The sequence below is a fragment of the Viscerimonas tarda genome, assembly GCF_054601255.1.
Map to the genome: position 1 here is coordinate 63369 of NZ_BAAHWV010000003.1, position 25731 is coordinate 89099.

General features: G+C 42.3%; 28 protein-coding genes. 14 read left to right on the forward strand and 14 right to left on the reverse strand.

What is annotated here, in order from left to right:
* Window positions 1-79: 79 nt before the first annotated feature.
* The 6 genes from ACYPWY_RS01925 to ACYPWY_RS01950 all read left to right on the forward strand — a co-directional run bounded on the left by ACYPWY_RS01925 (window position 80) and on the right by ACYPWY_RS01950 (window position 3780).
* Complete coding sequence (locus ACYPWY_RS01925; RefSeq protein ID WP_459683719.1) at window positions 80-283, forward strand: hypothetical protein; 204 nt, start codon at window positions 80-82, stop codon at window positions 281-283.
* A gap of 99 nt (window positions 284-382) precedes the next feature.
* Entirely contained in the window at window positions 383-613 is a 231-nt protein-coding gene (locus tag ACYPWY_RS01930) for a 4Fe-4S dicluster domain-containing protein (RefSeq protein WP_459683721.1), read from the forward strand.
* 15 nt (window positions 614-628) lie between these two features.
* A complete protein-coding gene (locus ACYPWY_RS01935; protein WP_459683723.1) occupies window positions 629-1702 on the forward strand; it encodes a 3-methyl-2-oxobutanoate dehydrogenase subunit VorB in 1074 nt (357 codons plus the stop codon).
* 79 nt (window positions 1703-1781) lie between these two features.
* Window positions 1782-2549 carry a thiamine pyrophosphate-dependent enzyme gene (locus ACYPWY_RS01940; RefSeq protein ID WP_459683725.1) on the forward strand — a complete coding sequence of 256 codons (768 nt, stop codon included), beginning with the start codon at window positions 1782-1784 and terminating at the stop codon, window positions 2547-2549.
* Between the two features lie 7 nt (window positions 2550-2556).
* Window positions 2557-3102, forward strand: coding sequence for a 2-oxoacid:acceptor oxidoreductase family protein (locus ACYPWY_RS01945; RefSeq protein ID WP_459683726.1), 546 nt, complete (start codon window positions 2557-2559; stop codon window positions 3100-3102).
* Window positions 3103-3198: 96 nt separating this feature from the next.
* The gene (locus tag ACYPWY_RS01950) at window positions 3199-3780 is read left to right on the forward strand and encodes a hypothetical protein (RefSeq protein ID WP_459683727.1); all 582 of its coding nucleotides are present in this window, start codon (window positions 3199-3201) and stop codon (window positions 3778-3780) included.
* A gap of 134 nt (window positions 3781-3914) precedes the next feature.
* Here the strand turns inward: ACYPWY_RS01950 and ACYPWY_RS01955 are convergent, their stop codons facing one another.
* Window positions 3915-4850 (reverse strand): glucosaminidase domain-containing protein, encoded by a 936-nt coding sequence (locus ACYPWY_RS01955; RefSeq protein WP_459683729.1) that lies wholly within the window; start codon window positions 4848-4850, stop codon window positions 3915-3917.
* Window positions 4851-4898: 48 nt separating this feature from the next.
* Between ACYPWY_RS01955 and cdd the strand changes: the two genes are divergently transcribed.
* Window positions 4899-5378, forward strand: a complete 480-nt coding sequence (gene cdd / locus ACYPWY_RS01960; protein ID WP_459683730.1) for a cytidine deaminase — start codon at window positions 4899-4901, stop codon at window positions 5376-5378.
* A gap of 3 nt (window positions 5379-5381) precedes the next feature.
* Here the strand turns inward: cdd and ACYPWY_RS01965 are convergent, their stop codons facing one another.
* Together ACYPWY_RS01965 and ACYPWY_RS01970 are read right to left on the reverse strand one after the other, a co-directional pair.
* A complete protein-coding gene (locus ACYPWY_RS01965; protein WP_459683732.1) occupies window positions 5382-6332 on the reverse strand; it encodes a diacylglycerol/lipid kinase family protein in 951 nt (316 codons plus the stop codon).
* Window positions 6333-6782: 450 nt separating this feature from the next.
* A complete protein-coding gene (locus ACYPWY_RS01970) occupies window positions 6783-6995 on the reverse strand; it encodes a hypothetical protein (protein ID WP_459683733.1) in 213 nt (70 codons plus the stop codon).
* 602 nt (window positions 6996-7597) lie between these two features.
* On the opposite strand from ACYPWY_RS01970, the gene gldB reads away from it, so the two are divergent.
* A complete protein-coding gene (gene gldB, locus ACYPWY_RS01975; RefSeq protein ID WP_459683735.1) occupies window positions 7598-8596 on the forward strand; it encodes a gliding motility lipoprotein GldB in 999 nt (332 codons plus the stop codon).
* Between the two features lie 136 nt (window positions 8597-8732).
* A complete protein-coding gene (gene dnaB / locus ACYPWY_RS01980; protein ID WP_459683736.1) occupies window positions 8733-10244 on the forward strand; it encodes a replicative DNA helicase in 1512 nt (503 codons plus the stop codon).
* A 63-nt stretch (window positions 10245-10307) separates the two neighbouring features.
* Here the strand turns inward: dnaB and ACYPWY_RS01985 are convergent, their stop codons facing one another.
* From ACYPWY_RS01985 to ACYPWY_RS02010, 6 genes are all read right to left on the reverse strand, one after another.
* Window positions 10308-11060, reverse strand: a complete 753-nt coding sequence (locus ACYPWY_RS01985) for a hypothetical protein (RefSeq protein WP_459683738.1) — start codon at window positions 11058-11060, stop codon at window positions 10308-10310.
* 1 nt (window position 11061) lies between these two features.
* On the reverse strand, window positions 11062-12192 hold the full coding sequence (locus ACYPWY_RS01990) for an AAA family ATPase (RefSeq protein WP_459683740.1): 1131 nt from the start codon (window positions 12190-12192) through the stop codon (window positions 11062-11064).
* Window positions 12161-13333, reverse strand: a complete 1173-nt coding sequence (locus ACYPWY_RS01995) for a DUF262 domain-containing protein (protein WP_459683742.1) — start codon at window positions 13331-13333, stop codon at window positions 12161-12163. Before ACYPWY_RS01995 ends, ACYPWY_RS01990 begins: the two co-directional genes overlap by 32 nt.
* A gap of 29 nt (window positions 13334-13362) precedes the next feature.
* Window positions 13363-14829 (reverse strand): DUF3078 domain-containing protein, encoded by a 1467-nt coding sequence (locus tag ACYPWY_RS02000; protein ID WP_459683744.1) that lies wholly within the window; start codon window positions 14827-14829, stop codon window positions 13363-13365.
* A gap of 150 nt (window positions 14830-14979) precedes the next feature.
* Window positions 14980-15720: an HAD family hydrolase gene (locus ACYPWY_RS02005; RefSeq protein ID WP_459683839.1), complete on the reverse strand. Its 741-nt coding sequence runs from the start codon at window positions 15718-15720 to the stop codon at window positions 14980-14982.
* A 26-nt stretch (window positions 15721-15746) separates the two neighbouring features.
* Entirely contained in the window at window positions 15747-16628 is an 882-nt protein-coding gene (locus tag ACYPWY_RS02010; protein WP_459683746.1) for a virulence RhuM family protein, read from the reverse strand.
* Between the two features lie 219 nt (window positions 16629-16847).
* On the opposite strand from ACYPWY_RS02010, the gene kdsA reads away from it, so the two are divergent.
* The 5 genes from kdsA (at window position 16848) to ACYPWY_RS02035 (ending at window position 21764) form a co-directional block, all read left to right on the forward strand.
* Window positions 16848-17645, forward strand: coding sequence for a 3-deoxy-8-phosphooctulonate synthase (gene kdsA / locus ACYPWY_RS02015; RefSeq protein WP_459683747.1), 798 nt, complete (start codon window positions 16848-16850; stop codon window positions 17643-17645).
* Window positions 17642-18220, forward strand: coding sequence for a Maf-like protein (locus ACYPWY_RS02020; RefSeq protein WP_459683748.1), 579 nt, complete (start codon window positions 17642-17644; stop codon window positions 18218-18220). The genes kdsA and ACYPWY_RS02020 overlap by 4 nt, the downstream gene beginning before the upstream one ends.
* 63 nt (window positions 18221-18283) lie before the next feature.
* Window positions 18284-19507 carry a CinA family nicotinamide mononucleotide deamidase-related protein gene (locus ACYPWY_RS02025; RefSeq protein ID WP_459683749.1) on the forward strand — a complete coding sequence of 408 codons (1224 nt, stop codon included), beginning with the start codon at window positions 18284-18286 and terminating at the stop codon, window positions 19505-19507.
* A 279-nt stretch (window positions 19508-19786) separates the two neighbouring features.
* Window positions 19787-20467 carry a hypothetical protein gene (locus ACYPWY_RS02030; RefSeq protein WP_459683751.1) on the forward strand — a complete coding sequence of 227 codons (681 nt, stop codon included), beginning with the start codon at window positions 19787-19789 and terminating at the stop codon, window positions 20465-20467.
* Window positions 20468-21020: 553 nt separating this feature from the next.
* Entirely contained in the window at window positions 21021-21764 is a 744-nt protein-coding gene (locus tag ACYPWY_RS02035; RefSeq protein ID WP_459683753.1) for a YaaA family protein, read from the forward strand.
* A gap of 46 nt (window positions 21765-21810) precedes the next feature.
* Here ACYPWY_RS02035 and ACYPWY_RS02040 read toward each other — a convergent pair whose 3' ends face one another.
* From ACYPWY_RS02040 to ACYPWY_RS02060, 5 genes are all read right to left on the reverse strand, one after another.
* Window positions 21811-22533 carry a DUF5036 family protein gene (locus ACYPWY_RS02040; RefSeq protein WP_459683754.1) on the reverse strand — a complete coding sequence of 241 codons (723 nt, stop codon included), beginning with the start codon at window positions 22531-22533 and terminating at the stop codon, window positions 21811-21813.
* A 100-nt stretch (window positions 22534-22633) separates the two neighbouring features.
* The gene (locus tag ACYPWY_RS02045) at window positions 22634-23155 is read right to left on the reverse strand and encodes a KdsC family phosphatase (RefSeq protein WP_459683756.1); all 522 of its coding nucleotides are present in this window, start codon (window positions 23153-23155) and stop codon (window positions 22634-22636) included.
* Window positions 23136-23921 carry a Rossmann-like and DUF2520 domain-containing protein gene (locus ACYPWY_RS02050; RefSeq protein WP_459683758.1) on the reverse strand — a complete coding sequence of 262 codons (786 nt, stop codon included), beginning with the start codon at window positions 23919-23921 and terminating at the stop codon, window positions 23136-23138. Before ACYPWY_RS02050 ends, ACYPWY_RS02045 begins: the two co-directional genes overlap by 20 nt.
* 2 nt (window positions 23922-23923) lie before the next feature.
* Window positions 23924-24247 (reverse strand): LiaF transmembrane domain-containing protein, encoded by a 324-nt coding sequence (locus tag ACYPWY_RS02055; protein ID WP_459683760.1) that lies wholly within the window; start codon window positions 24245-24247, stop codon window positions 23924-23926.
* An 83-nt stretch (window positions 24248-24330) separates the two neighbouring features.
* Window positions 24331-25704 carry a sugar transferase gene (locus tag ACYPWY_RS02060; protein WP_459683761.1) on the reverse strand — a complete coding sequence of 458 codons (1374 nt, stop codon included), beginning with the start codon at window positions 25702-25704 and terminating at the stop codon, window positions 24331-24333.
* Window positions 25705-25731 lie beyond the last annotated feature (27 nt).

Sequence of the window (25731 nt, forward strand, 5' to 3'; positions counted from 1 at the left end):
CACATTTTAAAATAACGGGGAAATTTGGGGAATATTATAAATGGGATGGCAGGGGGAATAAATACGGCAGGGCAAACGCATGAAAAATTTTAGTACTACTGTTACGAATGAGATTCCTCCCTTTGGTCGGAATGACTCGCCCATTGGTGGTTTAAGGGATGAGGAAGCGGCGGCAAAGCCGCCGCTTCCTACTCCCCTCTCCCAAAAAGGAGACCATCATTCCGACCAAAGGGAGGAATCTCCTGCTCCTATCAGCAACTTTACCGAAAGGCATAAGCTGTAAAATTTTTCATGCGTTTGCTCTAATTATTTTTCTCTTTTCACTTTCCACTTTTCAGTTAAAAGAGTAACTTTACAGCCTCAAAAAAAATATTTCACTAGAATGGCTAAAGTAATAGGTACTGTGGTGGTGAATACCGAGCGTTGTAAGGGTTGCGACTTGTGCGTGGCGGCCTGCCCGTGCGATGTGTTGGAACTGCACCACAAAGAAGTAAATAACAAGGGTTACCACTATGTTTATATGAAAAACGAGGAAGCATGTATCGGCTGTGCAAACTGCGGATATGTTTGCCCCGATGGTTGCCTGACAATTTATAGAAAAAAAACAGATTAAAATCAACAAAACAATATGCAGGAAGAAATATTCTTACTGAAAGGAAACGAAGCCATTGCTCATGCTGCTATACGCTATGGTGCAGATGGTTATTTCGGCTACCCGATTACGCCTCAATCGGAAATAATGGAAACATTGATGCTTGAAGCCCCCTGGAAAACAACCGGAATGGTTGTGCTTCAGGCCGAAAGCGAAACCTCCTCCATCAACATGGTTTATGGCGGCGCTGCTTGTGGAAAAGCGGTTATGACCTCTTCTTCCAGTCCGGGGATGAGCCTGATGCAGGAAGGCGTATCGTATTTGGCCGGTTGCGAACTGCCTTGTTTGCTGGTCAACGTGATGCGCGGCGGACCCGGTTTGGGCACCATTCAACCTTCGCAAGCCGATTATTTTCAGTCGGTAAAAGGAGGAGGACACGGCGACTACAAGATGATAACCCTGGCGCCCGCATCGGTGCAGGAAATGGCCGACTTTGTGGGTCTGGGCTTCGATTTGGCTTTCAAATACCGCACTCCGGTTATGATACTGGCAGACGGAGCGATTGGTCAGGTGATGGAAAAAGTGAAGCTGTCCGACTATAAAAAGCGAAGGACAGATGACGAAATCAGGAAACAATGTCCCTGGGCAACTTTAGGCAGAACCCCCGACCGAAAACCCAATATCATCACTTCCCTCGAACTCGATTCGTACCAAATGGAAAGCAATAACATCCGTTTCCAGAAGAAGTTCAAGGAAATAGAGGAAAACGAAGCGCTGGTTGAAGAAATAAACTGCGAAGATGCGGAATATATATTCGTGGCTTTCGGTTCGGCAGCCCGTATTTGCCAGAAGGCAAAAGACCTGGCTCGCGAACAAGGCCTGAAAGTGGGGATTATCCGCCCCATTACCTTGTGGCCTTTCCCAACAGAAGTAATTGCCAGCTATGCCCCCAAAGTAAAAGGATTCCTCACCGTTGAAATGAACGCCGGACAAATGATTGAAGACGTTCGCCTCGCAGTAAACGGAAAAGTGAAAGTTGAACATTACGGACGTTTAGGAGGCATTATACCAACGCCAAACGAGGTGTTGGAAGCGTTGAAAAAAATATAAAAACAGCCCCCTCAATCCCCCGTAGGGGGACTTCAAACTTCCCCCTACGGGGGATTGAGGGGGCCTAACTATAAGAATTATGAATAAAGATATTATAAGTCCCGAAAATCTGGTATATACCAAGCCTCGCCTGATGAACGACACGCCGATGCATTATTGCCCGGGTTGTTCGCACGGAGTTGTACATAAACTGATAGCTGAAATTATCGACGAGATGGGGCTTACCGACAAAACCATCGCCATAGCTCCCGTAGGTTGCGCCGTATTCGCGTACAACTACATCGACGTTGACTGGCAGGAAGCCGCACACGGACGCGCACCGGCGCTAGCCACTGCCGTAAAAAGGTTGAACCCCGACAAGATGGTGTTCACTTATCAGGGCGACGGCGATTTGGCCGCAATCGGTACGGCCGAAACAATCCATGCCGCCAACAGGGGCGAAAATATTGTGATTATTTTCATCAACAACGGTATTTACGGAATGACCGGCGGACAAATGGCGCCGACCACGCTGGAGAATATGAAAACCTCCACCACCCCCTACGGACGCAACATACAGGAAAACGGTTACCCCTTGAGAATAACCGAGTTGATGGCTCAACTGCCGGGCGTTTGCATGGTAACCCGTCAGAGCGTGCACACAGCCGCTGCAGTAAAAAAAGCCAAGCGCATGTTGATACAGGCATTTGAAAATTCGATGAATAAAAAGGGAACTTCGGTTGTAGAAATAGTATCGACCTGCAATGCCGGATGGAAATTAACACCCGTTGACGCCAATAAATGGATGGTAGATAATATGTTTCCGGCATACCCCATTGGCGATTTGAAAACAGTTGAAAAACCTTAGAGAAAAAATGACGAAAGAAATAATTATGGCCGGATTCGGCGGGCAAGGTATTTTATCCATGGGAAAAATTCTGGCTTATTCGGGATTAATGGAAAACAAAGAAGTCTCCTGGTTCCCGTCTTACGGGCCCGAACAACGGGGAGGTACGGCCAACGTAACGGTAATCCTCAGCGATGACCCAATCAGTTCGCCCATCGTGAACGAATTTGATATAGCAATTATATTAAATCAGCCTTCCCTCGAGAAATTTGAATCGACAATAAAACCGGGTGGAATCCTGATTTACGACCCCAGCAGCATACCCAATCCGCCCCAAAGAAAAGATATTTCGCTGTACAAAATAGAGGCGATGAATACCTCCTCCGAAATAAACAACCCCAAAGCATTCAATATGATTGTGCTCGGCGGATTCCTGAAAGTTTGTCCGGTAGTAGATTTGGAACATGTTATGCTCGGCCTGAAAAAATCCCTGCCCGAACGCCACCACCACCTGCTGCCCATGAATGAGCAGGCCATTTTGAAGGGGATGGAGATTATAGAGGGGGTTAAGTGATTAGGTTTTAGAATATAAGACCCTGTCATTGCGGACTTGATCCGCAATCTCCTTGTCGGCGAGAGCAGCCAATAATAACTTTAAATGTGTTATACTATGAAACTATTGAAAGGAAAAGCGTGCATAATACTGGTTATGTTATCCATGGTCGGTAGTATCGGCGCACAGGTACCAACCACCCCAACTCTAAAAAACGATCAAGCCCTATATATTGGGGGTGGTCTTGGATTGGACTATGGCGGACTGGGCGCAAAGTTCGAATATTTTCCAACGAGGCATTTTAGTGCGTTCGGAGGTATCGGATGGAATCTGGTGTCTCTCGGATGGAATGTGGGATTTGGCTATTTACAACATCCCGGCAAAAAAGTTTCACCCAAACTAATGGCGATGTATGGTTACAACGGCGTTTTAGAAACAGAATATCCAGGAGCATATTCTTATACCTCCTCTTCTCATACGTTCTCCAGCTACGAAACCTCATACGGAGTAACATTGGGAGTGGGTTTGAGTATTCGTGTCGGTCGTAGAGGTAACAGACTTGATATAAACTTGTTGTTTCCTTTCCGCTCAAGCAAGTTTATGGACAAATACAACGAATTGAAAAATAACTCTAACGTAACAATGGAACAAGCATTACTGCCGGTTGCTTTTTCTATCGGATATAACTTTTTCAACTAGTTTGGTCATTAGAATATAGAGAGGTTTATAGGAGATTGCGGGAATGAGGTTTTTATTATCCGTATTTCGTAGGGGCGAAATAGCTGCAAGCCCGCTGTCGCGAATGGGGCATTCTCAACTCTCAATTAACTTAATTACCTCAGCCTCAGCACATCCCATTCGGTAGGCACATATTCATAATCTCTTTTATTCATTTTGTAGAGATTCCCTACCCGTATTCCGTAGAGTTGGGAGATGCTGTGCATTGATTCGCCTATTTTTACTATGTGCTCGTAGTAGGGTTTGTCGGCTTTTTTCTTCTTTTTCTGGAAATAAATCAAATCGCCCGGTTGAACGGGGAAGCCCTCGGGGACTTCGTTGTATTTGTACAAATCTTTCGGCTTGAAATCAAACTCGGCAGCAATGGCTTCGTAACTGTCATTGGCTTGTGCTATTACATACACCAATCCGAATGTTTTGTAGGGTGTGTGTTTATTAAGCTTATAATCAACCGGTTTTGCTACTTCTTTTTCGTTTCTCGCTCGTTTATTTTTTGTGTCGTAGCGGTAGAGTTCATAGTCTTCAATCAATTTTATCAGCTTGTTGGCATAGGCTTTGTCGGTGGCATAACCCGCCTTCTGAAGCCCTCTCGCCCAGCCTTTGTAGTCGGTAATCTCGAGGGTGAACAAGGCGATATACCGTGTTTTACCGCTAAGGAACAACGAATGATCCTCAAACGAATCTTCGGTTTTACCATATTTACGGAAGCAATCATTCGGCCCGTCATCTTTTGCTCTCACGCTGGGGCCTTTCCAGTCGCCGCCGCATTTTATTCCAAAATGATTGTTGGCGCGCACTACCAAATCGCCTTTGCCTGCTCCCGACTCCAAAAGTCCCTGTCCCAGCGTGATACTGGCCGGAATTTTATACTTATCCATGTGCTTGATAGCCATATCTTTGTGGTTTCTTACATATTCCTCGTAGGCTTTATTTATTCTCACCTGGGCATAAACGGCGCCTAACGAAACCGCGTGCAGAACTATAATAAGTATTAATGAATGTTTCTTAACCATAGCGCTATTTTGTTTCATAACTAATTTTCTTACCTTTGATTGTGCAAATATAAACATTTTAGCAGTATGAAGAATATAGATGTCGTTTCAAGAATAAAAGTTTATTCGTTAGACGAATGCGATGCCCTGCAAAAAGAGCTGATCGAAAGCGCCCGGAATGCCACTCAGACAGCCTACGCCCCCTATTCGGGTTACCATGTAGGAGCCGCTGTTTTGCTCGAAAACGGGGAGATTGTTAACGGAAGCAATCAGGAAAATGCCGCTTATCCGTCTGGATTATGCGCCGAACGTACCGCGCTGTTCTACGCCAATGCACACTACCCCGACTCTCCGGTTGTGGCCGTAGCCATAGCTGCATTCAACAAAGGCGAATATACCGAGGACGTTTGCACCCCCTGTGGTTCGTGTCGGCAGGTTTTTGCCGAAATAGAAGCAAGATACGGCAAAGCTATCCGCATCATCATGTGTGGAAAGAATAAAATTTATGAAGTGGAATCCATAAAAGACCTGTTGCCCCTGTCCTTTGGAAAGGATGCCATAGGCTAAGGTTTATATCCAGCGAGCCAGAATGCTGGACAATACCTCCAGCGGATCGGGTTTTTCTTTAGGCGGATTAGCCGGAACCAACACTTTCAGTCCCTTGGGAATAATCTTTACCCTCAGCTCTTTTCCGGTGTGAATCGGATCGCCATCGACGTGGATAATACCCTCTTTTTCCCTGATTATGGTAACTTCCTCAACCAGAAGCTGGATTAATTTTTTGTTGAGGTTGATGCTTTTTGCGAACAATTGTATCGCGGTTTGTGAAGCGTCGAGAATAGTGAGCGGTTTCAGGATGGAGATGTTCATCAAGCCGTCCTGAATGTTTGCATGTGGCGCAATATAGGCGTTGTAGCCGTACTGGGAGGTGTTGGCACAATTAACAACAAAGGCTTTACTCTTAATTGTCCCCTCCTGATAAATGATTTCGTAGGTTTCGGGAATCTGTTCTACATAAGCTTCCAAAATACTTTTGAGGTACATCAGCGAGCCTCTTTTTTTCTCGTTCGCCACCCGCTGGCTAACCAGCGCATCGAATCCCATGCCGCAGGTACAGAAAAAAATATGTCCGTTGGCAATGCCATAATCTATTTTTATGACGTTCTCTTCCTTAATTATTTTCAGCGCCTTAGTTACCGAAACGGGTATCTGCAAATCGCGCGCCAGTCCGTTGCCCGAACCCGAGGGGATAATTGCCAAAGCCGTATCCGAATCAATCAGCGTGCGCGCCACCTCGTTTACCGTGCCATCGCCGCCAACCGCAATCACATAATCGACCTTGTTATTGATAGCCCGACGAGTTATTTCGGCGCCATGACCGGCATACTCGGTAAAAAAGATGTGTATATTGAATCCGTCAGCATCCAATTCTGCAGCAATCCGTTCGGGAACATTCTGCTTGGAAGAAGTCCCCGAAATAGGATTTATAATTACATACACCGTTTTTTTTGTGTTAAGCATACACAAATAATCAATTAAGTTATCGTACAAATGTAGCATTATTTGCCAATAATCGAAAATATATTGGGAAGAAATGAAGGGGTTTTCGCTAATAAAAACATGGAGGGACACGGAGGAATTTTCACGGAGGAATTGTCGTGGCACGCCACGACCATAATCAGCCGGTGCGGACTTGCAGCGCCTGTTGCACAACCTGATTTTTACCTGATTTCCTCTTACAAAATAACCTCAGTATCAGTTGGTTAAACACCATAAAACAACCTCATTACATCATTTATATTATCTCAAATTCTGGCAATGCAAAATGCGCGATTAATTAGGTAATTAGGTTGTGGGGGGGTATAACACAGCGCTACTGAGGTTGTTTTGTCTATTTTGAATTAGGTGGAAATTAGGTTTTTGAAATTTTGCGATTATTCTTCTACAATTGCCACAACCTCCAAGGTAATATCAACAGCATGCATTTATTACAAAAGGTTCATCAGAGCCATTTGTGTTTATAGGAGACAATCCCTTTTTCTCAATAGCCTCTGATTGTTTTCCCTCAATCACCTCTGATTGTTGTTGATTATCATCTTGTGTATCTGCATTCTCCGTTGTTTTTTGTCCGCACGATACCATTAAACCGATAATTACAATTGGTAAGATTTTTAAATTTTTCATTTGATTGTTTGTTTTACCTTTCCCTCGCTCCCTCAGAGAAATTTATAAAATAAAAAGCGCAGGAACTGTTTAATGTTTTATTTGCTTTAGAGGTATCGCCAAACACCCACCGAACAAATAAACAACAGAACCTGCGCTCTTATCTGTATATAAATTAGTTACATACAAACAGAACGCAAGCATTTGCTGTCTATCACTTTGTTCGGTTTTGAAAATTGGCGATTTTCTAAAGCAAAGTAATATCTTAAAACGCTTTCGCTAATTCAACATGTTCATCCAAGCCCAACGCTTTGATACTTGAAATTGCAACAAAAGCAATCAAAATACTTTAATACCCATCTAATTTAACTTGTGCTTTCCAAAACATCAGCCTAAATTGCCTCTTTTCTCACATAATAAATATAAATTTGCAGAACATTAATTAGTAAATTGGAAAATGGGCTGTCTCATAAGTCTTTTTCTGAGGTTGTCATTGCGGGCTTCGACCCGCAATCTCCTGAGAATCATTGCTCGTTTACTTGGGAGATCCCGTGTCAAGCACGGGATGACAGACTTTTGAGACAGCCTCTTTTCACATTTGCTAATTTGCTAATTAAATTCTTATGAAATACGGTATCTGTTTATTATCTTTCCTTTTATTGGCGAGCGGTTGTTCCGGTCAGAACAACAATCCGGCTGGTTTTGCTAAGGAACTGCAACCGGCAATTGCTATTCAGCGGTTCGATAAGGAGTTTCACGCTTATTTGCAAAATCCTTCACCCGAAAATCAGAAGAATCTGCAAGCAAGATATGCCGGATTTCTGCCTGCTTTTGGACGGATAACCATCAATAACTCAGATGCCTACAAACCCGAATTTTACACCCGCCTGAAGACCTACTTCTCGAACGAAATGCTGGCGAAAATATACGATGACGCCCTGAAAACCTTTGAAAATGTCAGCGTTTACGAACAGGAACTGCTGACGGCCAATAATTTTGTCGCTGCCGAATTTGCCGGCAAGCAGTTGCCCGCTTTCTACCTGCATGTTTCGGGTTTCAAGGAAAACGTGATGGCGCTTGATGGGATTATTTCGGTTTCGGCGGATAAATATTTGGGGAGCGATTATCCTGCTTACAAGCAATTTTTTGAGCCTTACCAGCTTATTCAGATGCAACCGGAATTGATTTCGAGGGATTACCTTAAAGCTTGGCTGCTGTCGGATATGCTGGCTACAAAGAAGAATCCCAACTTGTTGGACGAGATGATTAACGAGGGAAAGCTGTTGTATGCCCTGTCGAAATTGCTGCCGGATTGGAGGTTTAACGACCTGATTGCTTATACCGGAGAGCAGGAAAATTGGTGCAACGACAATGAACAGAAAATATGGCAAACGATTGTCAAATCGAACCACCTGTATAATCAGGATCGCTTGCTGATTGGCAAATATATAAACGATGCGCCCTACACGGCAACACTCACCACCGATTCGCCCGGCAGGGCAGGGGCATGGGTCGGCTGGAGGATTGTAAGCGCCTATGTCTCAAAGAATAATGTGCCATTGAGCCAGCTACTGGCCACCGACTCCCAGTCGCTACTAAAGGGCTCGGCGTATAATCCATAGATTTGTTGAAAATGTTTGTAATTTACTTGTTCAAAACACTTAAATCTGTTCAAAAACTTGTTAGTAACTATATTTTTGAATAGCCTCTCTTAAATGCCAAAAGAGGTGTATCTTTGGTGTTCTGAAAATTGTAAATATGGAAGATAGCAGCAAGAAAAATCAACGGAAACCACGGAATAAAGAGGCTTCATTGCCGGATATAGGTAAAATTCAACCACAGGCACGGGAACTGGAAGAAGCGGTACTCGGCGCTTTGATGCTCGAAAAAGATGCGTATTCGGTTGTCAGTGATATTCTTAAACCCGAAAGTTTTTACGATGACATTCACCAGTTGATTTATCGGGCTATTGTTAGTCTGGCTATCAGGCAAGCGCCGATAGATATGCTGACCGTTATTGAGGAACTCAGGAAAGAAGGCGAGTTGGAAACTGTCGGAGGTGCGACTTACGTGGCGCAATTGACCGAAAAAGTGGCTTCAGCGGCTCATATCGACTTTCACGCGCGTATTATTGCCCAAAAATACCTTGCCCGCGAGTTGATTTCGTTTTCGTCGGGCATCACCAATAAGGCCTTTGACGAAACAGCGGATGTGGATGATTTGATGCAGGAGGCGGAAAGCAAACTGTTCGAGATTTCGCAGCGAAATGTAAAGAAAGATGTAACCCAGATAAATCCCATTATAAAAGAGGCCTTGGACTTGTTGAACATAGCGGCGAATCGCCCCGAAGGGCTGAGTGGTTTGCAGACAGGCTATACGGCCTTGGACAAAATAACATCGGGTTGGCAGAACTCCGATCTGGTTATTGTTGCGGCGCGTCCGGCGATGGGGAAAACGGCCTTTGTGCTTTCCATGGCCAAAAATATGACGGTTAGTTATGGCTTTCCGGTAGCGCTGTTTTCGCTCGAAATGTCGAATGTGCAGTTGGTGAACCGCCTGATTGTGAATACCTGCGAAATACCGGGCGAGAAAATAAAGAACGGACAACTGCTGCCCTACGAATGGGAACAACTGGACTTCAAAATCAAGGAATTGTACGATGCACCCTTGTATATCGACGATACGCCGAGCTTGTCGGTGTTCGAGCTAAGGACAAAAGCGCGGCGTTTGGTTCGCGAACATGGCGTGAAAATCATCATCATCGACTACCTGCAATTGATGAATGCCAGCGGAATGAATTACGGAAGCCGCGAGCAGGAGGTCAGCATGATTTCGCGCTCGCTGAAAGGCTTGGCAAAAGAACTGAATATCCCCATCATAGCGCTTTCGCAGTTGAATCGTGGTGTTGAAGGCCGTACAGGTGTGGAGGGCAAGCGTCCCCAGCTGTCGGATTTGCGCGAATCGGGAGCCATCGAACAGGACGCCGATATGGTGTGCTTTATCCACCGTCCCGAATACTACAAAATATTGGAGGATGAAAAAGGCAACTCGCTGGTTGGTTTGGCCGAGATAATTATTGCAAAGCACCGCAATGGCGCCACCGGCGATATTATGTTGCGGTTTAAAAGTGAATTTGCCCGTTTCCAGAATATTGACGACGATTACAACCGGAGCGGCGCTCACTACATCTCCAAAATAGGACAAGGAGCCGATTCCGATGCCAATTCGCGTATTTTGTCTCAGGGCGATAATAGTGTTACGCCGTTTTGATACTGCAAATTAGTAAATTTGATGATAGTTTAAACGTGAAGGTGCGAAGTTTAAATTGTAAATTTATAATGTTCTTCCATTAACTCGTCTTGTTGTGTCTATGGTTCCTTGCAGATTGGCAATCCCAATATGTTTTCTATCTGAATCGAATACTTCATAGTGATCTCTATGGAGATTATCTAAATACCAAAATTTGCCTGTATCAATTTCTTTATAAACAACCTGTCCCTGCCGATTTTCATGAGTTCTACTAAAACGTTCTGTGTTATCTAATAAAGAGCATCTACCATTGGCAAAATTCCATTCAAAATACTCAGCGTATGGAATTATTCTGCGTCGAAACGAGAGTTCAATATAATCTTCTTTGGCAAATAAATTGTTAAGTTCTATTTCGTCTATTCCTTTAATAACTTGTAGTGTAGAGGTAGAATATATAGATTCGACAAAAGAAATTACTATTTTATCCCTTTCGCAAGCTTCAGCAAGTGAATAACCTGTTACAGTTCTACCATTGCATATATATATTATTTCAACAGAGTGTTCTTGTACTGATTCCCAATAAGGATCATTTATTAAGTTAGAAAGTAGAGATTTGAAACGTGTTACTTCATCTGAGCCTCGTTTAATCAAAATATCATGTAAAGTGTTACTTGCTGTAACCGGATATGACCACAAATCTTGCTTTTTATAAAGTAAGTTACTGGTGGTATCAATTTCTTTAAGCAATGAACTTAATGGCAATAAAGCATCCTTTACAAACTGTTCAGCCGTTGTAAATTGTCCAATTAGTGATAGTTCGTTAATAAGAATTTCCATTTTATAACCCTAATAGTATATCTAAATCATCATCGAATTGGTCGAAAAGCCCCTTTTTAGAGTTTAAAACACGACCACTATTGGATAATCGAATTTCTGTTCCGGTAGAGGCATTTTTTTCGTCCAATTCCAGGAAGTGTATTTTTACTTTTTCTTTTTCAATTTTATTTGCGGCTATGGCTCTGCGAATTCCATTGAATATATGGTCGCTATGCGTTTCCAGTATAATTTGTACTCCGCTTTGTGCTGCTAACGTAATGAGTTCGGCCAATTTCGATTGTCCGCGAGGGTGCAGGTGAGCTTCTGGATTTTCTATGAGCAGTAAACTTCCTTGTTCAGCGGAGAGCAATGCTACCACTATGGAAAGAGAATAAGAAATACCAAAGCCTATATTTTTGGGCTGCAGATTATTTGTGGGTAGATTTTCTCCAACCCCTTTATAGCCATATTCAATGGTTACTTTATCTGCTATTCTTTCTGGATTCATGGTTATTCTAGGACTAATCTCTCTTTCCCATGCAATGGTTTGTGCTAACAGTTTTTTGCTTAAACTGCTCGGATGGAGTACCAAGTCCGATTGGATATCGAAATTTCTATTCTCTCCATAATATTCTAAAAAATGTGCAACAAGTTCGCCTTGTCCATAATTTAAGGAAAGTTGCTTTTCTGTTTCGACAGCGTAAGTATCCATGGGATAGAGGTTTATATTTGCCCAACGTGCTGAACTAAGATATTGAAATTTATTGGTAAACAATGCTAACTGAAGCAAAGATGGCTCAAAAATCATTGGATTCTCTTGAGGTAAAAAAGTATCTTCATAGCGATTTCTTGCATTGAAATGAAAGTTGTAGTTGGTTTCATTATTTACTTCCAATGAAAAAGTTATGATTTCACTCTCGTTTGCAAAACGATAAAGAGCATCACGTCCTTTCCCTATATCACAAAGTGGGGCATTCAAGTCTAGACCGGTACTCAAACGTCCTTTTTTGAAACTTTGCCTAAGCAAAAGTAGAGCCTGCAATACACTCGATTTTCCAGAACTATTCATGCCGGTCAAAACGGTTAATGCTCCTGTTGATAAATTGGTGCTGCAATGCGATTTAAAATATTCTATTTTCAATTTTGTTATCATGGGATACCTTTATTTTAAGACCATTAATGCTTTTATCTAATACTTGTTCAAACCATGAAAAACGAATAGTTACACTATCTTTTGTCCCAGTACCTCTTGACAGTGCATTACTGTAACGTTCACTTTTCATTAGTTCAATTAAATTTTCTTTTAATAATTTACTGTTTTTTCGGAGTCGTGTTTCTTCTTCAGCAGTTAACTTTGAAAAGTTAACCGTTATGACTTCAAAATATGCTTTATTGATCGGGTTGCGATAATCTAATTCGGAAGTTCGTTTGCGAAAAGCGTCATTGCCAAAAATATCAATGGCTAATTGTAATGCCTTCTTAAACCGTGATTCAATAAGTTGGACATCGAATTTTTCCAGAATACTCATACTTGAGTTGATAAAATCATCTAATCCGGGTACATAATTAGTGTACTCAATCAAATAAAAGGCAATGAAACGACTAATAAAATCGCGGTCTTGCATCCTATTTGTTGGTATTCCTCTATCGGTCGCTTCCAAAAAATCATTTAACTGAGCTAATTGTTTTATAGTATCTGCTGCTTTCCCCTGATAAACAGCATTCCGAATTTCCTGAGGAGTTAACTCAAGCCCTCCCGTATTTAAGCGTTTAAATAAGATAAAACGAATATTGCGAGGAGCTTTCTTTATAAGATTTACCGTAATTGGACGCATAATAATACTGCGTTGCAGTGTTCTATCCAAATCGTCAAAACCTAAACCTTCCAAATATGGTTTGTCGTCCTTTTCACCCAAAAATTCTAAGCCAGTTAAACGTAATTTTTTTTTAATACAAAAATTTTCAATAGAGCAACAACGTTGTAAGCCATCAATAATATCCCATTGTTTATTTGCTGTATCGAAATAAAACGCAGGCAAAGGTAGCCCTAATAAAATTGACTCAATAAGTCTGCTTTGTTTCTCTGGTGTCCACAAGTTACCTTCGCGCTGGAAGTCTGTATTCATATTTATTTCGTCATGCTCAATACGGTCAATTAAATAACCCACCGTATAAGGCGGCGTTTCAATCTCTATTTCGTTAGGATTAAACGGATGGGTAATAGATTCCTTTCCAGACGAAGAGTCTTCGTTGTCAATTACTTGTTCTCCATTTATTTTATTTAAATCTTCCATATCAATTTTATATCACTTTCATTTCCCTATCACCACTTATAATTCAACCCAAAGCTCAACAGTTCGTTGAATTGAAAGTATTTTAGTTTCTTGTCCTTTTTCGAGTTCTCATCGTATCGGGTATACAGGTAGAAACTTGTTGAAAAATAGCGGTTTATAGCAAAGTCTAATCGGTTTTCAAATTCCGAGACTACGCTCCCATAGTCGGTGAGGTATTTGAAACGGGAGGTCCATGTGGTGTAACCGTTGAAGTTGTAGCTGAGGTCGGCGTTGACTAGCGAACCCCAACTTGTTTTTGTATCAAGCCCCTTTTTGAGCTTGAAACTTGTTTCGTCAACCTTGTCATCCATCACATACCTGAAGTTCATGGATAAGGGCGCCAGGTTCAACGATAGTTTCACTTTTTTTGTCAGGTTGTTTTTGTAGGTTTTGTTCAGGTTGTAACTCATACCAAGACCGACGTTTACATCAAGCGGAGAGAATAACGCGCTTCTTCGTTTCTTTTCGTTTTCTTTGTAGCTGTTGAAAAGCTGGGTAATGGTTTCCAGCGTTGCCGAATACGACCAGTTATCGTAGGCTTTGTAGCCAAACACGCCATAATAGCGGAAGTTATCGGTATTGACCCGTATGTCGCGGAGCGTATCTCCCGATGTGCTCTGAAAACCGAGGCGCCACTCAATGGTGTTGTTGAATGTAATTTTGTTACGGGTATAATTCAACAGCAACTTTTGGTAGCTCTGCACATAATAACTGCTGGCGCCACCTTTGCTCCAGTTGTCGGATATATGGTTTTGTGCAATTTCGATTTTATGCTCGCCGTTCCGCACCCAATACCTGCGTTTGGGTACATATTTTTGCAGGGTTGGGCTTGTTGGACCTGCCGGGCCATCAATGTTTACAAGCTCCTGCAATATATTTTTCCGGATGTTATCTTTCGCTATGGGGGTTATTCCCGAAAACATCGACTGGCTGTATTTCAGCTTTCTCATGTTGTCTGTCCGTGAATAATAGCTACGCCTCATTTCGGCGATTCTCTTGTTTTTCTCCAGCATGGGCGCGAAGGTGCTATCGGGCGGAACAAGATGGTATGCAGGCCCTTTCTCTGTCGATTTGTCGGGCAGAAAGCTTAAGTTGTCGGGCAATAGCCGCCCGTCGAAAATAACAGGTAAAAATGCCGGATTATAAAACATGGTATCGCGAAAAGTAAAATGAGCATCTAAAGGCGTCCATTGCCTTGGTATAATAATCAAACCGCAATTGTCGCGCTGGAAAAAAGTAGCGGTTGTATCGTTTTGCGAAACGGTCGATTGCAACGAATCGACTACCAAAATCGTTGAGTATGTGGATTCTACGCTGTCGCTTGTCGGCGTGCCGCTCTCGCCGGATTCACCAACCGGGCACTGGGCAAAGAGACCTGGTACCGGGAATATTGTAAAAACAATACAGACTATGAAAGTAAAGCTTCTCCTTGTCAACATATAAAGTATATTTCTCAATAAAACAATTTTAACTGCTGATTAGAAACTGTTTAAATAGTTTCTTAGCATAAATAACCAAGCAAATGTATGAAATATAGCAACTATTTACGATTACTTTAGTAATAAAAAATGTAAAGTTTGGCAATTCGACCGCTTTTAGGGGGAAAATTACCGGTTGATTCCAAGTTCTTTACGGTATTCGTCCCATTGCGATACTAATTCTTTCATGGAGGGCAAAACGATGTTTGCTCCGGCATCCCACAGCGCTTTATCGGCTAAAGGGCCGGTATTGACTGCTATGGTAAACAGACCGGCAGCAACAGCCGATTCCACGCCCATCGGGGCATTTTCTACCACAATGGCCTGATTGGGACGGAGCTCTCCTCCTTTTTTCAGCCCCATTAAATAGGGTTCGGGATGTGGTTTGCCATGCTTTACATCGTAGGCGGTAACCATTAAATCTTCCTGAAAGATGCCGGGAAAATTAGTGTTCAGGTTGTCCAACAATTGTTTTTGCCCCGAGCCTGTTACCAATATACGTTTCAGTCCCGATTCCTTAACGGCATTCAATACCTCTTTCACATACGGAATTGTTTCGCCCTTGTTGTAGGTGTTGAAAAGATGCGATTTTCGTTTATAGATGGTCTTTTTCTCCTCATCCGTAGCGTCCCTGTTCAGGTTGCGCCTGATAATCAGATTGATGGTATTGCTGCCTGTCCGTCCTTCGTGCAGGTAGAACTCTTCGGGCGTGGAGGGCAGATTGTATTCCGACATGGTTTGGTACCAAGCTTGTGCATGGTATTTCATCGAGTCGTACAACACCCCGTCCATATCGAAAAGAACAGCTTGGATGTCGAATTTTTCGTAATTATTTTTTTGCAAGTATTTTTTGAAACAACTTTCCATCAGTAGAATTTTTGCAAAAGTAGTAAAAATTATGCTTGGCGGTTAGTTAAAATATTTTTCAATAATTCTGCTGCCGACATTTCCATTTTTGAAAATGCAAACAGTTTTTTACCTAAATCTTTCAGCGATGCGCCGATATGGTACAAGTCGTTGTCTATCAAAAGAAAACGGTCGTGTATATTCGGCTTTTCTTCAATGAAAATCTTTGGATATTGGGCATTGTGTTTGTTTAAATCCGGTTGTATTTTATTCAAATTGCCTGTAAAGATTGTTGCTTTTACATCCTTTTTGCGTTTTGTGAGTAATGCTAAAACGCTGGCATCAATATAATTATCTATCAAAATGATTTCCTTTTTTCCCATTTCAATCAAATCCGAAACAAATTTGTAGGCATCAAAAATCTGTCCGTTGTAAAACACTCCTTCAACCGGTGGCAAACTTGTCCGAACAAAAAAATCAATCTGTTTTTGGTGTTCCAATAATTTTTGTTCGTGCTGAAATAGTTTATTGTCAATATGCTCAAACCGTTGATTGAGAGCATAACCACGCAAAGTATATTCTTTTAGGATTTTGGTTGCCCATTTACGGAATTGTACACCGGACAATGACTTAACTCGGTAACCTACTGAAATTATTACATCAAGATTATAGTATTTTGTGTTATAATTTTTACCGTCAGAAGCAGTTGTCAAGTAATCCTTGACAACTGAAAGTTTTTCAATTTCACCTTCTTTAAAAGCATTGTTTAGATGCAAACTGATATTTTGTTTCGTGGTTTGAAACAATTCTGCCATTTGCGACTGTGTGAGCCACACCGTTTCGTCTTCCACACGCACCTCCAATCGTACGGAACTATCCGGCTGATAGAGAATGATTTCGTTCTTTTTATTTTCAGAAATTTTCGTTGTCATCGACTTTATTTCATAAACGCCAAAATTACAACAAAATATTCTTTGAACTGGCAAAATTTTCTTGGAAATATATTCCGGTATTTACTACACATTTTAGCTGGCATAACCTTGCAAGTCCCCGCCTGCCCCAATAAACTCTGTGTTTAAAAACATTGCGGATAACCGTATAAATAATTAACTTTGTAGCTTCGTTTTAGATAATTAACTCATAATTAAAATATGACTATTTCCGATTTAAAAAATGAGAACTTTTTTCTTTTGGCTGGCCCTTGTGTGATTGAGGGCGAGGAGATGGCTCTTCGCATTGCCGAGAAGATTATTGGTATAACAGCCAAGCTGAATATCCCCTATGTTTTTAAGGGTTCGTACCGCAAGGCAAACCGTTCGCGAGTCGATTCGTTTACGGGCATAGGCGATGAAAAGGCCTTGAAGATATTGCGAAAAGTAGGCGAAACCTTTCATATTCCCACCGTTACCGATATTCACGAAACTACGGAGGCGGCGCTGGCTGCCGAATATGTTGATGTTTTGCAGATACCGGCTTTTCTTTGTCGTCAGACCGATTTGTTGATTGCCGCCGCTCAAACGGGGAAAATTGTGAATATCAAAAAAGGGCAGTTTCTGGCTCCTCACGGGATGCAGTTTGCCGCACAAAAAGTCATTGATTCGGGCAATAATAATGTGATGATCACCGAGCGTGGCGTATCTTTTGGGTACGGCGATTTGGTGGTCGATTTCAGAGGAATACCCGAAATGCAGGAATTTGGATTTCCGGTGATTTTGGATGCTACTCACTGCCTTCAGAAGCCGAATCAGTCGTCGGGTGTTACCGGCGGGCAGCCGCAATTGATAGAAACCATCTGCAAAGCCGGAATTGCCGTTGGAGTAGATGGCCTGTTCCTCGAAACACATCCGAATCCTTCGGTGGCAAAATCGGATGGCGCCAATATGTTGCCTCTCGACCAGCTGGAGGGCTTGTTAACGCGGCTTATCAGGATAAAAGAGGCGGTAAGATGAATCTCGATTACAACATTATTCTGGCCTCGAATTCACCACGCAGAAAAGAACTCTTAGCGGGTCTGGGCCTGAAATATGAGGTACATGTATTGCCCGATGTTGACGAATCGTATCCCCCTGATATGGATAAGGAAAAGGTGGCGCAGTATATTGCCGAGAAGAAGGCCAAAGGCTACACTCATTTGCTGATAGACGATAAGACGCTGATAATTACGGCAGATACCATTGTTCTATTGGACGGAAAAATCTATGGGAAACCGGTTGATGAAGAAGACGCCAAGCAAATGTTGCGCGAATTGTCGGGCAAAACGCACAAAGTTATATCGGGAGTTTGTTTAACGACAAAGGAAAAACAGAACGCTTTTACCGTAACATCGGAAGTCCGTTTTGCCACCATTGAGGAGAGCGAAATAGACTATTATGTTTCCCACTACAAACCCTTGGATAAAGCCGGTTCGTACGGCATTCAGGAGTGGATTGGCTATGTTGCCGTGGAATACATGTCGGGCTCCTACTTTAATATTATGGGCCTGCCTGTTCAACGGCTGTATCAGGAACTGAAAAAAGCCCCCTAAATTCCCCGTAGGGGGACTCAAAAGCCTCCCCTGCGGGGAGGTTGGAGGGGCTACTTAAATAGAATGAAAGCAGCAATAATTACTATTGGCGACGAAATACTTATCGGGCAGATTGTTGATACCAATTCGGCCTGGATGGCGAAAAAAATGACGCAGACAGGTTTTGAAATTGAGGAAATGGTTTCGATAGGAGATAATGCGCAGCAAATAAAAGATACGATAACCGATGTGTTTCGACGGGCGGATGTTATTTTGATGACGGGAGGCATAGGCCCCACCAAAGACGACATCACCAAGAAAACCTTGTGCGATTACTTCGGAACAGAGCTTGTTTTTGACGAATCGGCGCTCGAAAATATTAAGCAGGCGCTATCGAATTGGGCAAACCTGAACGAACTCACCCGAAATCAGGCTTATGTACCAAAAGATTCGCTTGTCATCCAAAACAGGGTAGGGACAGCTCCCATCACTTGGTTCGAGCGGAATGGGAAAGTCCTGGTGTCGATGCCGGGTGTGCCCTACGAAATGCGCTACGGCATGGAAAAGGAGATTATACCCCGTTTGCAGCAAAAGTACGATGCGGAGGCATACGTCAGCCGCGTATTTATCGTAAGCGGATACAGCGAATCGGCTTTGGCAACGTATCTGAATGATTTTGAGGATAATCTGCCCGAAGGTTTTGGCTTGGCCTACCTGCCGTCGCCCAAACTGATGAAGCTCCGCTTGTTTGTGAAAGGCGAAAGCCGGAGGCCGGAACTTGAGTCCCAGGTCGAAAAACTGGAAGGCTTGTTGGGCAACGATATTTTAGCCGAAGACGATATTTCCATCGAAAAAATTCTGGGAGAACGCCTCCTCGAGAAAGGGCTGACCATAGGCCTTGCCGAAAGTTGCACCGGCGGAAATATCGCCCATCTAATCACCTCCATACCGGGGGCCTCCGCCTATTTTAAGGGTGGGGTTGTTTCCTATTCCAACGAAGTTAAAATGGGGGTTCTGAACGTTTCGGCGGTTAATATCGAAAAACAGGGCGCTGTTAGCGAACAGGTGGCGCTGGAAATGGCGAAGGGTGTTCAAAAACTGCTCAATGTCGATTGCGCCATTGCCGTGTCGGGCATTGCCGGTCCCGGTGGCGGAACGGAAGAAAAGCCCGTAGGAACGGTATGGATTGCCACGGCAGTAAAAAATAAACTGCTGGCAAAGAAGTACCAGCTGGGCAAATACAGGGAGGCGAATATTGCCGGAGCGTCAAACATCGGCATGTTGCAGCTTTTGGATATGCTTTTTTAGGTTCAAAGTTCAAAGTTTAAAATTCAAGTTAGAGACGCCAAATTTAGGTGTTTGTACACAAAAAATAGGGTCGTGGCGTGCCACGACCACATACACCACTACCGGGCAACCGCAAGGGCTTGCCCCCACATTAACCCGAAACCTTGAACTTTGAACCCTGAAATCTGAAATTTTTGAACATTGAACACAAAAAAAATCGGCGAAAACGTGCTAAATAAAAAAATATATGATATATTTGTAGCTGCTATTAAACAATAACAAAATTAAACTAAGACATGTATGAAAACATTTATTAAAATTTTCGGATTACTTCTCGTAATGGGAGGGGTATTTACATTCACATCTTGCGGCGACGATGAAGAGAGTGGCGAAAGAGAAGTAATAACCCCCAAAAGTTATGTTTATAAGATTCCTATTGCAAAGGATACAATTAGAGCAGGTCAACTTGCTTCGGAGACGGTATATTTGGATTTGGTATCTCTTGTTGGTGAAGAAATTGCTAATAATCTTGTCCCCGGCAAATCGGTGTATCCTGAAAATACGCTTAACGCATCAAACAAAAATTTTATTAGAGTGGCCAATTTGGTGCATTCAACTTCTAAAAAAATTTTACTTGAAGATTTCACTATTACAGTAGGAAACCAGTCTCCCCTTAATTTAGGTACTTTTGTTAAGGACACAGCTAATTTAAGACCTTATCCAAGCAGTTATGTTTTTGCCGAAAAGGTTAATCCTTTGGATACTATTCCGACTACTTACGGTACCGGTAATGTAACATTCGCTAAAGCTTTGAAACCGGTATTCGACGGTCAACTTGCGGCTGCGGATGGAAAAGTGAAAGTTACAATAAGCTTTAAGCCGACAGTAGATATTGTTGCAGCGGATAAGATAGAAATTAGCATCTCAATATCAGGAACTTATACTTATATGTTGAAAAAATATCCGGGTAGCTTCATGTAAAAAGTAGCATATCCAAGCATATAGAAAGGGCTGTATCAGTAAGACAGCCCTTGTTTGTTTCTATTATTATAACTATTTTCCGAATATTATAGCCTCGCCAGCAAAACCCTGTGTTCAGGCATAATCTAAACAGAAAGAATTTTATTCGCCTCCTACGCTCCGCACAATGACGGTAGATTAGATTTTAAGTCATGTTTCTCCTTGTTCCTAACGGAACAAGGAGAAACATGACTGCGGATTGACGGTCAAATTTTCCTGCCAAGCCCCGCAGGTGGCGACACTTATTTTTACGACGATTGTCCGTAGGACATCCATATCAATAGAAAATTAGCATCAGAATTTGCCATTTTTCCCCGCAGGGGATACACGAATGAACAGGTGGATGTACTACGGACAATTTATGAGGGGGATTTAGCCTGTTTTCTATTGATATGTATATGATTTCGAGGGCTAAACACAGGGTTTTGCTGGTGAGCCGAAGAAATACGGTTATCTGTTTTGTTTGAAACTATTTATACTTTTGTATCCGGTTAAACTTTTTAGAACAAACAGTATGATTATTATTCTTTCGCCATCCAAATCCATTGATTTCAAGACAAATGAAATTCGCAAGGATGCCACGCTTCCACAATTTCAGCAGGAAGCGTGTTATCTGATGTCTTTGCTGTCAGGATTCAGGGCAGATGAAATTGCAGAAAGAGAAAAGACCAGTCTCAAAATAGCCCTTGATACTTACTGGTTTATTCAAACCTTTCCGTCCACCCCTGAGAAGGAAGCTGTTTTTGCCTATAGCGGAAATGCTTACAGCAAATTAAACGGGAAAGAACTGGATGAAATATCGCTACTTTTCCTGCAAAAACACCTTCGGATTTTGTCTGCTTTGTATGGCATTTTGCGACCTTTGGATAAAATAAAACCCTACCGTTTGGATATGAACAGCAAACTCATATCGGATTTATACGGCTATTGGAAAAATAAAGTGACCGCTACGGTAGCCGGTTTATTGAAAGACAATGACGGTTTGCTGGTCAATTTAGCGTCTGTTGAATATTTCAAAATGCTGGATTTGAAAGCGCTACCCAAGCAAACGCGCATCATTACTCCGGTATTCCAACAGGAGAAAAACGGGAAATTGGTATCAAACAGTTTATTTGCCAAACAAGCGCGAGGATTGATGTTACGGTTTATTGCGGAGAATCAAATCACGGAGCCAACCTATTTGCAGGCGTTTGACAGCGGGGGCTATTTTTATAATCCCCGGTTATCGAACGAAAATGACTGGTATTTTACGAGATAGGGAAAGTATGTATTATTTTAATGTTAAACTGTCTTCTTAATCTTTTCTATTGTACTCTTCCATAAACACAGGTATAACTATCCTTGATGCGTATATAGAAGACAATATCCTGAGGCAGACTATATTCAACTAATTTTACAATTAATTTATTTCCTTCTTTCTCAACTTCAAATACATTGAATAAATTATTAAACGCACGCTCAAATTCAAAATCTGAAGTTGGCAATTCTATTGTGATTTCGAACTGATTGGCATTCAGATGGTCCAGTATTCCGATATTGGTATTTAATGAAGGCAAACCGTTTTTAGGGACATCCATAAGAACGAATTTTACATTTGCACCTGTAACCGTATTCTCTTGTTTCATTTGTGAAACAACATATACATTATAATAGTTTGCTGCAATATTAAGTGCGAGTTTACCTGAAGGAAATTCTCGTATTGTTTCTTTATCGAAAATCTGATAGGCATTTCCCGGCTCTACGGCTGCCGTATTGGTTCCGCCTGTAAGTAGAATATCTGATATGCTTCCCAATCCGTTCTTTTTTCCAAGACTTGACAGCAAACAGGACAGAGTGTAAAAATTATTAGCCTTATTAATATACAAATCAGAATTTCCAAGTTCCGTCATGCCGTTGTCTTCATTCATCATATTGAGCGAGACAGTTCCAATGGGATCGTCGGGAGTATTGTCATCATCGTTGGAACAGGAAACAAAAGATGTTGCGAAAATTAAAAACGTAATAGACAGAAATAAATTAGGTTTCATATTATATATATTTTATGGTGCAAAGATAGTGATTATATATGACGTAACGATGGAATTGTAAATGTTGGATATTAGCATATTAATTACTTTCAATTATTCCCTACCACCCAAAAGCCTCCTCACACAACCAGTTCCCCTGCGTCTTCAGCACTTGCTCTATTACATCGCGGGCAACGCCTTCGCCGCCTTTTTTGTGGGAGATGTATCTGGCTGCTTGTTTTATTTCGGGGGCTGCATCGGCGGGCGCTACGGGCAGGCCGACCAGCTTCATTACCGGATAATCGGGCAGGTCGTCGCCTGCGTAAATAATTTCTTCGGGCTTGTAGCCTGTTTTGCTGATAAAATCTTTGAAATCGTGGATTTTTTCTGCCGATTTCATATATACGTGCTTGATACCCAGGCGGGTGAAACGTTTTCTTACGGCTTCGGTGTCGCCTCCTGTGATGATGGCCATTCCGTAGCCTTTTTTGCAGGCCAGATTCATGGCGAAACCGTCTTTAATATTCACCATGCGCATGGGGTCGCCCTCGACGGATAGCGGAATGGAATCGGGCGATAGTACGCCGTCCACGTCGAAGATGAAACATTTTATTTGGCTAAGGTCATAGTTTATCGAGCTCATTTTGTTTATTGTTTGTATGGTGAATATCTTCGGAGATTAATTGGTACAGCGCCTTCACCCGGGAATCGGTGAGCAGGGACAAGTGCTTATCCATCACGGTTTTGTCGAAGCGGATTGCCGGGCCTGTCTGTGCTTTTTCGGGCGCCATTTCGTGTACTTTTGCCGCTGTTTCGTCAATCAGGGGCAAGACCACCTCAAACGGAATGCCTTCCTTTTCGAGCAACTGTTGCGAGATGGCGTACAGGTGGTTGACAAAGTTGCAGGCAAACACCCCCGTCAGGTGTACCTGTCGCCGCTTTTCGGACGATAATTCAATCTGCTTACCGGATAGTTTTGAGAATGTGGATTTTAGCTTATCCAGATTTTCCGGTGTATTGGCTTCGATAAAAAACGGAATAGCCCCGAAATCGACAGTCCTGCTTTTGCTGAACGTTTGGAAAGGATACACTACGCCATAATTCGGTACGTGTCCTTCAAAAACATGCATGGGAACGCTTCCGGCAGTATGTACCCAAAGCCCGTTGTTTGCAGGGATTTGCTTTAATAAAGCGGGCAGGGCATCGTCTTTTACCGAAAAGATGTATAAATCGGCATCGGGTACAATTTCCTCCACTTTGTTGGTGGCAGGGCATCCGGATTTTTCGGCCAAGATTGTAGCCGATTCTACTGTCCGGCTGTATATCTGCACTATTGGGACAGCCTGTTTCTTTAGCTCCAAAGCCAGATTGGTAGCCAGATTTCCTGCGCCGATAAAAACCAGTTTCATGCTCAAAACTTGGCCGTTAGTATCAGTATCACTCCGGCAACAATCAGCAATATGGGCGCTAACAGGTAGGAGTAGAGATGCCCCCAGCCAAAGATGTCGTTCAGAATAATGAGAACGCCGATAATGGTTGACACGATTCCTATCACTTTTTCGGCGCTGGCCAACAAAAAGATGACCCCGGCGATAAGAAAGAACGGGCCTATACCCAACAGGCCTGAGCAGTAGGGTATTTTTCCCAATATTCCTGTTCTGCCCAGCAAGAATATCAATCCGAATAACATGATTGTCAGTCCGTAAGCCAAATAATTATTTGAATTTTTTGCCATAATTTAAGTTCAAAGTTCAAAGTTCAAAGTTCCGTAGGGGCAGGGTTCGCCTGCCCTTTGATTCCGATCCTCTACCCAACTTTTTATTTTTCGTTATTCATCAGTTTGTTTATCTCAGCTTCGTAATCGATGGAGTTATGAATACCTTCCGTACTGCTTTTCCTTAACAGGATATTGAGGGTTTGCATAATCAGCTTAATGTCCAGCGTCAACGAATGGCTGTTGATATAGAGTAAATCGTATTTTAGCTTGTTTTCGGCGGCGGTATTGTATTTCCCCTGAACCTGTGCAAGGCCTGTAAGTCCGGCTTTTACCTTGTGGCGCAAATCGTATTCGGGGATTTCTTTTTTGAACTGATCGACAAAGAAAGGACGTTCGGGACGAGGCCCTACAATGCTCATATCTCCTTTTAAGATGTTGAATATCTGTGGAATTTCGTCCAAACGTGTGGCCCTGAGAATGTGTCCGAACTTGGTAATCCGGTTATCGGATTGCTGGGAAATAACAGGGCCCGACAGCGCCTCGGCATTTTCTATCATCGTTCGGAATTTGCATATCCTGAATGTTTCTCCGCCACGGGTTATCCTTTCCTGCGTATAAAACACCGGACCTCCGCCAATTTTCAGGCTGATAGCTATGATGATTATAGGAATCAGAAAAATTATCAAGGCGACAAGGCATAACAAAACATCCAGGGAACGTTTTATAAATAAGCCATCCCGGGTAATGCCCGGATTTTTAATATTTAGGATGGGTATATCGTCGATTTGTGAAATATTGGCATTAAATAGTAATATCTCAGGGTTCTTGGGGACATAAAAAATCCGCTTGTACATTTTTATGCAATGTTCAATTATTTCTTGTTTTTTACTTTCTTCAACGTCCTCCGAAATAAAAACGACATCTATTTTTTCGATGTGTTGAAGAAGTAAAGGGTCTTCGGGTGTGCAAATATTATTAATGTTCGACCAGATACCTCCCGAGCGGAGCAATTTATAAGCCAATTCCTTTGTTTTGCTGTAGCCAACAATAAGTATATCTTTTCGGGCATTTTCTCTCAGGAAGCTTCTGTTGACAAACAAATGCCAGAACGACAAGAGTAAAAACTGAATAAAGGAGCTGAAAATAAGGATACTGCGCGGATAAGCAAATTCACGCTTCATAAAACTGATTGCCATGGTTATAAAAAGCAAACAGATGATGGACAACAATATGGGATAGGCGACCCCCAGAAATTTAAAATCTTTAGGCTTGTCCAATTCAAAAATCTGGCTCAGAATTAAGTAGCAGATGCCAATATAGGGCGAAATGGAAATAAATGCGTAGAAATTGTTTTCGTAAGCTTCGAGGTTGCCTTCCAACAAAAAATAGGCGAAATAGATTGACGAATAGATGATTATTAAATCAACGATAATAATGATTATATTAAATCCTTTCCGTGTAAATAAATTATTCATAGAAATACAACGATTAATTTGCACAAA